The 12635-nt window shown below is 63.8% G+C and carries 11 protein-coding genes; 4 read left to right on the top strand and 7 right to left on the bottom strand.

The features are described from left to right. Window positions 1–40: 40 nt before the first annotated feature. The gene (locus tag JVX98_RS24045) at window positions 41–523 is read right to left on the bottom strand and encodes a VOC family protein (protein ID WP_043614772.1); all 483 of its coding nucleotides are present in this window, start codon (window positions 521–523) and stop codon (window positions 41–43) included. A 111-nt stretch (window positions 524–634) separates the two neighbouring features. Then, window positions 635–1069, bottom strand: a complete 435-nt coding sequence (locus JVX98_RS24040; protein ID WP_043614769.1) for an Lrp/AsnC family transcriptional regulator — start codon at window positions 1067–1069, stop codon at window positions 635–637. A gap of 155 nt (window positions 1070–1224) precedes the next feature. Here JVX98_RS24040 and rocF point away from each other — a divergent pair, with 155 nt between their 5' ends. From rocF to JVX98_RS24020, 4 genes are all read left to right on the top strand, one after another. Beyond that, a complete protein-coding gene (rocF, locus tag JVX98_RS24035) occupies window positions 1225–2148 on the top strand; it encodes an arginase (RefSeq protein WP_043614767.1) in 924 nt (307 codons plus the stop codon). Window positions 2149–2175: 27 nt separating this feature from the next. After that, window positions 2176–3381: an ornithine--oxo-acid transaminase gene (gene rocD / locus JVX98_RS24030; protein ID WP_043614764.1), complete on the top strand. Its 1206-nt coding sequence runs from the start codon at window positions 2176–2178 to the stop codon at window positions 3379–3381. Window positions 3382–3677: 296 nt separating this feature from the next. Further along, entirely contained in the window at window positions 3678–4157 is a 480-nt protein-coding gene (locus tag JVX98_RS24025; RefSeq protein WP_034803080.1) for a chemotaxis protein CheW, read from the top strand. Between the two features lie 422 nt (window positions 4158–4579). Beyond that, a complete protein-coding gene (locus tag JVX98_RS24020; protein ID WP_205237610.1) occupies window positions 4580–6364 on the top strand; it encodes a PAS domain-containing methyl-accepting chemotaxis protein in 1785 nt (594 codons plus the stop codon). A gap of 145 nt (window positions 6365–6509) precedes the next feature. On the opposite strand, the gene JVX98_RS24015 is transcribed toward JVX98_RS24020, so the two are convergent. The 5 genes from JVX98_RS24015 to JVX98_RS23995 are packed head-to-tail and all read right to left on the bottom strand — an operon-like array spanning window position 6510 to window position 12517. Beyond that, window positions 6510–6743, bottom strand: coding sequence for a formate dehydrogenase subunit delta (locus JVX98_RS24015; RefSeq protein WP_192450935.1), 234 nt, complete (start codon window positions 6741–6743; stop codon window positions 6510–6512). After that, a complete protein-coding gene (fdhD, locus tag JVX98_RS24010) occupies window positions 6733–7572 on the bottom strand; it encodes a formate dehydrogenase accessory sulfurtransferase FdhD (protein WP_205237609.1) in 840 nt (279 codons plus the stop codon). Before fdhD ends, JVX98_RS24015 begins: the two co-directional genes overlap by 11 nt. Before the next feature lie 21 nt (window positions 7573–7593). Next, window positions 7594–10473 (bottom strand): formate dehydrogenase subunit alpha, encoded by a 2880-nt coding sequence (gene fdhF / locus JVX98_RS24005; protein WP_205237608.1) that lies wholly within the window; start codon window positions 10471–10473, stop codon window positions 7594–7596. Between the two features lie 11 nt (window positions 10474–10484). Then, window positions 10485–12041: an NADH-quinone oxidoreductase subunit NuoF gene (locus JVX98_RS24000; RefSeq protein ID WP_205237607.1), complete on the bottom strand. Its 1557-nt coding sequence runs from the start codon at window positions 12039–12041 to the stop codon at window positions 10485–10487. Further along, entirely contained in the window at window positions 12038–12517 is a 480-nt protein-coding gene (locus JVX98_RS23995; protein ID WP_205237606.1) for a formate dehydrogenase subunit gamma, read from the bottom strand. The genes JVX98_RS24000 and JVX98_RS23995 overlap by 4 nt, the downstream gene beginning before the upstream one ends. Window positions 12518–12635 lie beyond the last annotated feature (118 nt).

The raw sequence follows: 12635 nt of genomic DNA, 5'->3' as shown, positions 1-12635 counted from the left end.
ATCAAAGCATACGTCCAGACGGCGAAAGGCCCGCAACGCCTCAGGCGGCGTTGCGGGCCTCGATGCTCAGGTCGACGATATCGGCATCTTCCATGGCATTGAACAGCGCCCAGATATGGCCGAAGGGATCGATGAAGGCGCCGACGCGATCGCCCGTCGACAAGGTTTCGGCCGCATTGCGAAGGCTTGCTCCGGCGCCGATCGCCCGGCCGATGACGCGATCGACGTCGCGCACATGCAGTTCCAGGATCACCGCCGTCGTGCCGAGCGCATGCGGCGAGCGCGGCCCGCCAAGCTTGGGCTCGGCATCGCGGCGCGGGTTGGCCCCGGCAATCCGAAACACCGATTCCCCGATCCTCAAGTCCGCACTCGTCAGAATGCCGCTCGGCCATTCATGCCGCTGCAGCAGTTCGGCACCGAGCGCTTCGCGATAGAAGGCGATAGCGCGATCCTCGTCGCCATGCCTGACGAACAGCTTCACACAGATCTGCCGATCGGCAAGCCTGCCGCCATTGGCAACCATGACATCCTCCATCTTGGGTGAGGCGGCCATCATAGCGGAACATTAGAACAAATCAAGAACAATTCGACTCCGAGAGGCATTTTCCTCGCCGGTTCGAGCCGCCCGAAACGTTCAGAATGCGCCGGTCATCTTGCTGGTTTTCAACAGAATATTCGTCTCCGTGACGGTGATGCCGTCGATCAGACGGATGCGCCGCAGCGTCTCGTCGAAGGAGACGAGATCGCGGTCCTGAAGCTCGGCGATAAAGTCCCAACGTCCATTGGTGCTGTGCAGCGCGCGCACCTGCGGCAGGCCGCGCAACTGCTCGGCAACACGGTCGGCCATCTTGCCGTGCACCTCGATCATGACCACGGCACGAACCCCCGAAGCCGGGATTTCCGCACCGGTGCGGATGGTAAAGGCGGCGATCGTGCCGTTGGCGACCAGCCTGTCGATGCGGGCAGCGACCGTCGCCCGCGACACGCCCGTCATTTCCGATAGCGTCGAAACGGGAATGCGCGCATTCTGGCGCAGCGCGCTGATGAGCGCCTGGTCGAGATCATCCATTGCCTGTCACTTTGCAAAACGGGACTTATCAATCTGTCGAATTTAGCTCACTAATCGGCAGTTTTCCATCTTTTTGCTGACGCCCATTTTCGCCATAATCCACACATCCCGAACGGGATCACATGGGAATTATCTTGAGAAGGAATCGGGCGGACATGACGACCATCACGCTGATCGGCGCACCCATCGAGGAAGGTTCTGGACGGCGCGGCGCGGCCATGGGACCGACAGCCCTGCGCATCGCCGGCATCGACACCGTGCTGCGCGACCTCGGCCATACCGTTCACGACGAAGGCGACGTCAAGCCGCTGCCGGCCCGCGACCTTGCCAACCACCCAGGCGCCAACAACCTGCAGATCGTCGCAGCCTTCGCCCGTGCGCTACATGATTCGGTGCACGACACGGTGCGCAAGGGCCACTTCCCGATCATCCTGGGTGGCGACCACGCGCTTTCCATGGGCAGCGTCTCCGGCATGGCGCGCTACGCCGCCGACGTCGGCCGACCGCTCTTCGTGCTCTGGCTCGACGCCCATGCCGACTTCAACTCGCCGTCGACCTCGCCCTCCGGCAACATGCACGGCATGCCGGTCGCCTTTTTCTGCGGCCAGGCGGAATTCGCCCCGATCCTGCCGTCCGACCGTCCGCTCGTCGACCCAACCAAGGTCTTCCAGGTCGGCATCCGCTCGGTCGACGACCGCGAGCGTGAAGAGATCGCCGAGCATGGCGTCCGCGTTTATGACATGCGCGCCGTCGACGAACTCGGCATGGCCCATATCATGCGCCAGATCCTCGAAGAGGTTCGCGCCGCCAACGGCCTGCTGCATGTCAGCCTCGACGTCGACTTCATGGATCCAGACCTTGCGCCCGGCGTCGGCACCACCGTTCCCGGCGGCGCCACCTTCCGCGAAGCGCACCTGATCATGGAAATGCTCTGGGAAAGCGGGCTTGTTTCCTCGCTCGACGTCGTCGAGCTCAACCCCTTCCTCGACGACCGCGGCAAGAGCGCGCGCGTCCTGGTCGAACTGACGGCAAGCCTCTTCGGCCGCCGCGTTCTCGACCGGCCGACCCGCAGCGCCTGAGAAAAAAAGACAAACGGAGGACGATATATGAACACGACGGCAGCCCTGATCGAAACCGAATACCGGCTCGGCGCCCATAACTACAAGCCGCTCGACGTGGTGCTCTCGCGCGGCGAAGGCGTCTATGTCTGGGACATGGAGGGCAATCGCTACCTCGACTGTCTCTCGGCCTACTCCGCCGTGAACCAGGGCCATTGCCACCCGAAGATCCTGCAGGCGATGATGGAGCAGGCGCAGAAGCTGACGCTGACCTCCCGCGCCTTCCGCAACGACCAGCTGGCGCATTTCTACGAAGAGATCGCAGCGCTCACCGGCTCGCACAAGGTGCTGCCGATGAACTCCGGCGCGGAAGCCGTCGAGACCGCCGTCAAGGCAGTGCGCAAGTGGGGCTATGAGGTCAAGGGCGTTGCCGAGAACAAGGCCGAGATCATCGTCTGCTCCAACAACTTCCACGGCCGCACCATGGGCATCGTCGGCTTCTCCACCGACCCGGACGCCCGCACCGGCTTCGGCCCGTTCGCGCCCGGCTTCCGCGTAGTGCCTTTCGGTGACATTGACGCCTTCCGCGCGGCGATCAACGAAAACACCGTTGCCTTCCTCGTCGAGCCGATCCAGGGCGAAGCCGGCGTCATCGTACCACCGGTCGGCTACTTCACGACGGTGCGCGAACTCTGCACCAAGCACGGCATCACGCTGATCCTCGACGAGATCCAGACCGGTCTCGGCCGCACCGGCAAGCTGCTTGCCGAAGAGCATGAGGCGATCGAAGCCGACGTGACGCTGATCGGCAAGGCTCTATCAGGCGGTTTCTACCCCGTCTCGGCCGTGCTTTCGAACTCCGAAGTGCTCGGCGTCCTGAAGCCCGGCCAGCACGGCTCGACCTTCGGCGGCAATCCGCTCGCCTGCGCCATTGCCCGCGCTGCGCTGAAAGCGCTGACGGAAGAAGGCATGATCGAGAATTCGGCGAAGATGGGCGAACGCTTCCAGAAGGGCCTCACCGACATCCGTTCCAACATCATCAAGGAAGTGCGCGGTCGCGGCCTGATGCTGGCGGTGGAACTGGTGCCGGAAGCCGGCGGCGCCCGCAAGTATTGCGAAGCGCTGAAAGGGCTCGGCATCCTTGCCAAGGACACCCACGGCGACACCATCCGCATCGCGCCGCCGCTCGTCATCACTGCCGAGCAGGTGGATTGGGCGGTCGAACAGTTTGCCAAGGTTCTCGCTTCCGCCTGATCGTCGTGGTTCCGGCGCCTTCAATCGCGCCCCGGCTTCAACCGGGGCGCAATGTCTTTAAGCTCTTGCAAAAGCAAGTCTTAACGAATCCCGGCCTATAGTCCTTTCCCAAAGCGCAAAGCGGTTCCTCCGCGCATGATGCAGCTGCGCCCTGCCGGATGTAATCGGCGGACTGGAAGGATCTCTCCTTTACGGATCATTGGCCGCGCCTCACGCGCCGTCAGCCATGCGGAGAGATCTGGAGTTTGGCGATGTCGCGCCCAGAGGCGTCGACCGGAAAGCTGGAAGGACCTTCGATGACAAGCACACTCAGGACGGCCGGGTTCGACGGCGAGACGCTGGAAATCATTGCGTTCCGCCTCCACGATCAGGAATTCTGCGTCAAGACGACGACGATCCGTGAAATCCGCGGCTGGGCGCCCTCGACGCCCATCCCGCATTCGCCGCCGGAAGTGATCGGCGTCATGAACCTGCGCGGCACGGTGATCCCGATCATCGACCTCGCCCACAAGCTCGGCATGAAATCGACCACCGCCAACGAGCGCAGCGCCATCGTCGTCGCCGAAGTGCACAACATGGTGATCGGCCTCGTCGTCGACCGCGTGTCGGACATTCTCACGGTCCAGGGCAGCCAGGTGCAGCCGGTGCCGGAAGTCACGGCCTCCTTCGACAAGAGTTTCGCCGAAGGCATCATTGCCAACGAAACCGGCATGATCTGCTTCCTGAACCTCGCCCGGATGTTCAAGGAACGAGAAGTCGAGGAACTGGCCGCCTAAAGCAACAGGTCAGGCGACATTCAAGGCCGTCCGACGTCTCGTCGGGCGGCTTTTTTGTTGGTTATTTGCTCAGCCAGAGGGCAATACTTTAGAAAAGCAGGAGAGACTAATTCAACTAAAATTGGGACCTATGAGTTCTTACAACTGAAATTTGATAGTTGCTATTTTAACACATGCTTAATAGTCATATCACTAACCTAGATTGCATAAACACGGCGCCTTGGGCATGAAGCCCGACAGTTCGAACTCCCCTCACGAAGCACGAAATCGCTGACCCGGCGGGTCGGCGTGGGACGACCAGACAATTTTCGGCAGGCCGGCATTTGTCTTAGTCCGGGCGTTGCGCCGCTTCGGCCCCGCAAGCCCTGTCAAGGAAGGCACGAAGCCCCCGGCTTGAGCCACCAAACGAGAAGAGGGTTACAATGTTCGCTCTCGGAAAAATTGCAGACGCGAACCAGATCATCGCCGCGCTCTCGAAGTCGCAGGCCATCATCCAGTTCGACCTGACCGGCAAGATCCTGACTGCCAATGAGAATTTCTGCCAGGCCCTTGGTTACAGCCTCAGCGAAATCGTCGGCCAACACCACCGCATGTTCTGCTCCGCCGACTACGCCCAGACGCAGGAATACCGCGACTTCTGGGCCCGGCTCGGCCGCGGCGAATTCGACGTCAATGCCTACAAGCGTGTCGCCAAGGGCGGCCGCGAAATCTGGATCCAGGCGACCTACAACCCGGTGCTTCGCAACGGCAAGCCCTACAAGGTGGTCAAGTTCGCCAGCGACATCACCGCCGCCAAGGCGAGAGCCACGGAAGATGCCGGCAAGCTCGACGCGATTTCCCGCTCCCAGGCCGTGATCGAGTTCACGCCATTGGGCGAGATCCTGACCGCCAACGAAAACTTCTGCGCCGCGCTCGGCTACAGCCTCCAGGAAATCCAGGGCAAGCACCACAGCATGTTCTGCGAGCCCAACTATGCCCGCACCGCCGAATATGCCGACTTCTGGAAACGGCTCGCCGCCGGCGAGTTCTTCTCCAACGAGTTTGTGCGCTACGGCAAGGGTGGCAAGGAAATCTGGATCCAGGCAGCCTATAACCCGATCCGCGACTTCAGCGGCAAGGTCTACAAGGTCGTCAAGTTCGCGACCGATGTCAGCGAACGCATGAGCGCCATCAACAGCCTCGGAGCCGGCCTGCGGGCGCTCGCCGAAGGCGATCTGACGCGCAACCTCGACACGCCCTTCGTGCCGAGCATGGAAGCGGTGCGCACAGACTTCAACGACGCGACCGCCAAGCTGCGCGGGGCGATGCGGACCGTCGGCGACAATGCCAGCGCCATCGCCTCCGGCGCCCGCGAAATCCGGGCCGCCGCCGACGACCTGTCGAAACGCACCGAACAGCAGGCCGCGTCCGTGGAAGAGACCGCCGCAGCGCTCGACGAGATCACCACGACCGTCTCGGACTCCAGCCGCCGCGCCGAGGAGGCGGGAGGCCTGGTCGCCAAGACCAAGGCCGGCGCCGAACGCTCCGGCAACGTGGTCAAGAGCGCGATCGGCGCCATGGACCAGATCGAACAGTCGTCCCGCGAAATTTCCAACATCATCGGCGTGATCGACGACATCGCCTTCCAGACGAACCTTTTGGCGCTGAACGCCGGCGTCGAAGCGGCCCGGGCCGGTGAGGCCGGCAAGGGCTTCGCCGTCGTCGCCCAGGAGGTGCGCGAACTGGCGCAGCGTTCGGCCAGTGCCGCCAAGGACATCAAGGCGCTGATCGGCACCTCCACCGAGCACGTCAAGAACGGCGTGTCGCTGGTCGGCCAGACCGGGGCGGCGCTCGAGGAAATCCTCGTCCAGGTTCAGGAGATCAACGCCAACGTCTCGGCGATCGTCGAAGCCGCCCGCGAACAGTCGACCGGTCTCAAGGAGATCAACCAGGCGGTCAACTCGATGGACCAGGCGACCCAACAGAACGCCGCCATGGTCGAGGAAAGCACGGCAGCCAGCCACGCCATGGCCCGCGAGGCGGAAGCGCTGCACGAACTGCTCCGCCAGTTCCGCTACGGCGAGCAGGCCCAGGTCGTCGACGCAAACCGCCACATCGAAGATCGCGCGCAGCCGTCACGCCTGCACGCCACCGCCCGCGCCTTACGCGGCGGCCAACGAACGAGCCTCGCTGCGGCACCGGCCGCGGATGGCTGGCAGAATTTCTGAGCGCACATCCCTGCACCCCGCGCTCGGGAATGGGGAAGGCGGCGACCGGTAGCCGCCTTCCCTTAAATCTTTTCGGAAGAGTGCCTGCTTAGCAAAACGGGCTGTCGATGAGCGCGCAGAAGCTCTGGCGGGTAAAGGAGACAGTCTAGGCCGCTTCCGGACGCTTGATCTTTGCGGCCGCCTCCAGCACTAGCGGCGTCAGGCCTTCGCCGCCCTTGTCGATATGCTCGAACAATTTGCGCCGCATGCGCGGCTCCCAATACTTGTTGATATGGGTGGCGACGCCCTGCGCCGCCTCGCTCGACGGCTGGCTCTTGAAGAAGGTGGCGATCTGGTTCGCCATGTAGATCAGCTTGGCGTTGGTATTGTCATGCGACATCGACGGCAGCTCCGGACTTGATGCGTTCGGCATGGGTGAAAATCTCGAACTCGTCGCCGCGCACGAGCGCAATCAGCGTCATGCCTGCGGCTTCGGCGGTGCGGATGGCGAGCGCCGTCGGCGCCGAGATGGCAATGATCACGGGGCTGCCAACGACCGCCGTCTTCTGCACCATCTCGACGGACACCCGGCTGGTGACGACGACGGCGCCCTCGCTGCCCTTGAAACCGGCGCGTGCCGAAGCACCGATCAACTTGTCGAGCGCATTGTGGCGGCCGACATCCTCGCGCACCGCAATCAGCCCGCGGCCAGGCACATAGAAAGCGGCACCGTGCACGGCCCGCGTCTCGAAATGCAGCGGCTGCTGGCCGTTAAGCAGCTGCACGGCCGAAACCACGTCCTCCTGCGACAGTGTCAATCTCGAACGGGAAACGTCCGGCGTCGGCCGTACCGCCTGCTCGATCGATTCGATGCCGCAAAGGCCGCAGCCGACAGGCCCCGCCATATGCCGTCGGCGCTGGCGCAGCATGTCGTTCTCTTCGTCCTGAAGCACGATCTGCAGGTCGATGCCGAGATTGCCGGCGACCGTCTCCGAGACGATCTCCACCGTTTCGATCTGGCCGGGATCGGTAATGATGCCCTCGGTCAGGCTGAAGCCGATGGCGAAATCCTCGAGATCGCCGGGTGTCGCCATCATCACCGCATGGGTCGAGCCGCCATAGCTGAAAGCGACCGGCGTCTCCTCCGGCACGGCGCGCGCACCGTCCCGAAGCGCGCCGTTGCGGCGGGCGGCCTCGGGAACGGTCTTGGATGTCTTAAACGTCGCCATGATCGATCGCAGTGCGGGCCATCACTCCGCCGCCTCCAGCTTGCCGGAAATCCGGCGCGACTGGCGGGCCTGCTCGTCATAGTCCACCTGCCAGTCCGAAGGACCGTTGGACGGCATCACCTGCACCGCCGTCACCTTGTATTCCGGGCAGTTGGTCGCCCAGTCGGAGAAGTCGGTCGTGATGACGTTCGCCTGCGTCGATGGGTGGTGGAAGGTGGTGTAGACGACGCCGGGCGCGACGCGATCGGTGATCAGCGAACGCAGGGTCGTCTCGCCGGCGCGGCTTGCGAGCCGGATCCAGTCGCCATCACGGATGCCGCGCTGTTCGGCGTCGTGCGGATGGATCTCCAACCGGTCTTCCGCATGCCACACGACGTTGTCGGTGCGCCGCGTCTGGGCGCCGACATTATACTGGCTGAGGATACGACCGGTGGTCAAAAGCAGCGGGAAACGCGGGCCGGTGCGTTCGTCGGTCGCAACATATTCGGTGCGAATGAACTTGCCCTTGCCGCGCACGAAGCCGTCGACATGCATGATCGGCGAACCCTCGGGATGCGCCTCGTTGCAGGGCCACTGCACCGAGCCCATTTTCTCGAGATAGTCGTAGGAGACGAGCGCGAAGCTCGGCGTCGTCGCGGCGATCTCGTCCATGATCTCGGACGGATGGCGGTAGTTCCAGTTGAGGCCCATGGCCTGAGCGAGCTTCTGCGTGACCTCCCAGTCGGCATAACCGTTCTTCGGCGTCATCACCTTGCGCACACGGTTGATGCGGCGCTCGGCATTGGTGAACGTGCCGTCCTTTTCGAGGAAGGTCGAGCCCGGCAGGAAGACATGTGCGTAGTTGGCCGTTTCGTTCAGGAACAGGTCGTGCACGACGACGCATTCCATCGCGGCGAGGCCGGCGGCCACATGCTTGGTGTCCGGGTCGGACTGCAGGATGTCCTCGCCCTGGATGTAGAGCGCCTTGAACGTGCCGTCGACCGCAGCGTCGAGCATGTTGGGGATGCGCAGGCCCGGCTCGTTGGAGATCTCGACGCCCCAGAGCTTTTCGAAGGTCTCGCGGGTCGCATCGTCGGAGATGTGGCGGTAGCCTGGCAGTTCGTGCGGGAACGAACCCATGTCGCAGGAACCCTGCACGTTGTTCTGGCCGCGCAGCGGGTTCACGCCGACGCCCGGCCGGCCGATGTTGCCGGTGACCATGGCGAGGTTGGCGATCGCCATGACCGTCGTCGAGCCCTGGCTGTGTTCGGTAACACCGAGACCGTAATAGATCGCGCCGTTGCCGCCAGTGGCGTAGAGCCTTGCGGCACCACGCACCAGGTCGGCCGTTACGCCGGTATAGGCTTCGGTCGCCTCGGGGCTATGGTAGGGCTCGGCGACGAAGGCGGCCCAATCCTCGTATTCCGACCAGTCGCAGCGCTCGCGGATGAACTTCTCGTTGGTGAGGCCTTCAGTGACGATCACATGGGCGATCGAGGTCAAGATGGCGACATTGGTGCCGGGCTGCAGCGGCAGGTGATAGGCCGCCTCCACATGCGGCGAGCGCACGATGTCGGTGCGACGCGGATCGATGACGATCAGCTTGGCGCCTTCGCGTAAGCGCTTCTTCAGTCGCGAACCGAAGACCGGATGGCCATCGGTCGGATTGGCGCCGATGATGACGGCAACGTCGGTGAACTCGACCGAATCGAAGTTCTGCGTGCCGGCAGAGGTGCCAAAGGCCTGGCCGAGGCCGTAGCCTGTCGGCGAGTGGCAGACGCGAGCGCAGGTGTCGACGTTGTTGTTGCCGAAGCCGGCGCGCACCAGCTTCTGCACCAGATAGGTCTCTTCATTGGTGCAGCGCGACGAGGTGATGCCGCCAACGGAATCGCGGCCGTACTGATACTGGATCCGCCGGAACTCGGAGGCCACATGCGCATAGGCCTCCTCCCAGGTAACCTCGCGCCAGGGATCGGAGATCTTCTCGCGGATCATCGGGTTGAGGATGCGGTCCTTGTGGTTGGAATAGCCATAGGCGAAGCGGCCCTTGACGCAGGAGTGGCCGCGGTTGGCCTGGCCGTCCTTCCAAGGCACCATGCGCACCAGTTCTTCGCCGCGCATTTCCGCCTTGAACGAGCAGCCGACGCCGCAATAGGCGCAGGTCGTCACCTCGGAATGCTCCGGCTGGCCGATCTCGATCACCGACTTTTCGGTGAGCGTCGCGGTCGGGCAGGCCTGCACGCAGGCGCCGCAGGAGACGCATTCCGACGACAGGAAGTCTTCCGCCATGCCGGCCGAAACGCGGCTGTCGAAGCCACGGCCGCCGATCGTCAGCGCGAAGGTACCCTGCACTTCCTCGCAGGCGCGCACGCAACGCGAACAGACGATGCATTTGGCCGGATCATAGGTGAAATAGGGATTGGAATCGTCTTTCGGCATCCACTTGGCGTTGATCTCGCCATTGTTGCGCGCGGTGACATGGTTCTCACCCTCATAGCCGTAGCGCACGTCGCGCAGGCCCACGGCACCGGCCATGTCCTGCAACTCGCAATCGCCGTTGGCCGCACAGGTCAGACAGTCGAGCGGATGGTCGGAGATGTAGAGTTCCATCACCCCGCGCCGCACATCCTTCAGCCGGGGCGTCTGGGTGGAGACCTCGATGCCGGCCGCAACCGGCGTCGTGCAAGAGGCCGGCATGCCGTTGCGCCCCTTGATCTCGACGAGACAGAGCCGGCAGGAGCCGAAGGCATCCATCATGTCCGACGCGCAGAGCTTCGGCACCTCGATGCCAGCATCCATCGCCGCCCGCATGATCGAAGTACCCTCGGGCACCGTGACCTCGCGGCCGTCGATCGTCAGCGTCACCAGCTTTTCGGACTTGGAAGCAGGAGTGCCGTAGTCGATTTCATGAATGAGAGACATGGTCTTCCTCCTCACTCCGCCGCTTCAACGCGCGGTGCCGGCTGAAAATCATCCGGGAAATGGGTCATCGCGCTCATGACGGGATAGGGCGTGAAACCGCCCAGCGCACAGAGCGAACCGAACTTCATCGTGTTGCAGAGATCGGCGAGCAACTCGCGGTTCTTCTCCGGCTCGATGCCGGCGGCGATCTTGTCGGCGACCTCGACACCGCGGGTCGAACCGATGCGGCAGGGCGTGCACTTGCCGCAGCTTTCAACCGCACAGAACTCCATCGCGAAACGGGCCTGGTTGAGCATGTCGACCGTATCGTCGAAAACGACGATGCCGGCATGGCCAATGAGGCCGTCGCGCGCGGCAAAAGCCTCGTAGTCGAACGGCGTATCGAACAGCGCACGGGGAAAATAGGCGCCGAGCGGGCCGCCGACCTGGACCGCCTTCACCGGCCGGCCGCTCGCCGTGCCGCCGCCGATATGATCGATGATCTCGCCAAGCGCCAAGCCGAAGGCGGTCTCATAGAGGCCGGCATGCTTGACGTTGCCGGCGATCTGGATCGGGATCGTGCCGCGCGACCGGCCCATGCCGAAGTCGCGGTAATAGGCAGCGCCCTTGTCCATGATGACGGGGACGGAGGCGAGCGAGATCACGTTGTTGATCACGGTCGGACAGTCGAACAGCCCCTTGTGGGCCGGAAGCGGCGGCTTGGCGCGCACGATGCCGCGCTTGCCTTCGAGGCTGTTCAGAAGCGCCGTTTCCTCGCCGCAGACATAGGCGCCGGCGCCCTCGCGCACTTCCATATCGAAAGCCCTGCCGGAGCCGAGCACCGAAGGCCCGAGCACACCGGCCTTGCGGGCGATCTCGATCGCCGCGGCCATCGCCGCGATCGCATGCGGGTATTCCGAGCGGGTATAGATGAAGCCCTTGGTGGCGCCGGTCGCGATGCCGGCGATCGCCATGCCCTCGATCAAGACGAAGGGATCGCCTTCCATGATCATCCGGTCGGCGAAGGTGCCGCTGTCGCCCTCGTCGGCGTTGCAGACGATGTACTTGCGCGCACCCACCGCATCGAGAACGGTCTTCCACTTGATGCCGGTCGGAAAGCCCGCGCCGCCGCGACCGCGAAGGCCGCTTTCGGTCACCTGGGCGACGATGTCCTGCGGCGCCATGGCAATGGCGTTGCGCAGCCCAGCGAGCCCGTCATGGGCCTGGTAATCGTCGAGCGACAGCGGATCGATGATGCCGCAGCGAGCAAAGGTCAGACGCGTCTGCTGCTTGAGGAAGGGGATCTCCTCGGTCTTTCCGAGACAGAGTGCGTGATCGCCGCCCTCGAGTAGGCCGGCATCGAGCAGCGAGGTCACGTCACGCGCCTTGACCGGGCCATAGGCCACGCGGCCGCCGGCGGTTTCCACCTCGACCAGGGGTTCCAGCCAATGCATGCCACGCGAGCCGTTGCGCACGATCACGGCGTCGAGGCCGCGGGCTGCGACCGCCTCGCTCATCGCCTTTACGACCTTCTCGGCACCGAGCGCGATCGCTGCCGCATCGCGCGGGATGTAGATCTTCACCGTCATCGCCGCGCCTCCTGAACGAGTGCTTCGAGGTCAGTGGCGTCGACGCGGGCATGCACCTCTCCGTCCAGCATGGCGGAGGGTGCGCAGGAACAGAGCCCGAGACAGTAGACCGGCTCCAGCGTCACGGCTCCGTCAGGCGTCGTCTGGTGAAAATCGATACCGAGCAGTCGCTTGGCGCGTTCGGCAAGCGCGTCGCCGCCCATCGACTGGCAAGCTTCGGCGCGACAGAGCTTCAGCACGTGACGCCCGGCCGGGTGCTCGCGGAAATCATGGTAGAAGCTCATGACTCCGTAAACTTCGGCGCGCGAGAGGTTGAGTTCGCGGGCAATCACCGGAAGACATTCCTGCGGCACGTAGCCGAACTCTTCCTGCAGCTCGTGCAGGATCGGCAGCAAGGGCCCTTCGAGCCTCTTCAGCTCCTCGACGATGGCGAGCGTGGTCTCCGCGATATCGGCACGCGGCTGATGGATGTTCAACGGGAGCCCTCCCGGCTCGTGGGCGAGGCGGCAGCACCCGAAACGGGCGACCGGCACAGCCGACATTTCACTTCTGGCGAAGGCCGTTCCTCGGCGGTCTCCGGCCATGATCAAAAAA

This window comes from Ensifer sp. PDNC004 (genome assembly GCF_016919405.1).
Taxonomy (GTDB): Bacteria; Pseudomonadota; Alphaproteobacteria; order Rhizobiales; family Rhizobiaceae; genus Ensifer.
This window is presented reverse-complemented; position numbering and strand designations above follow the sequence as displayed.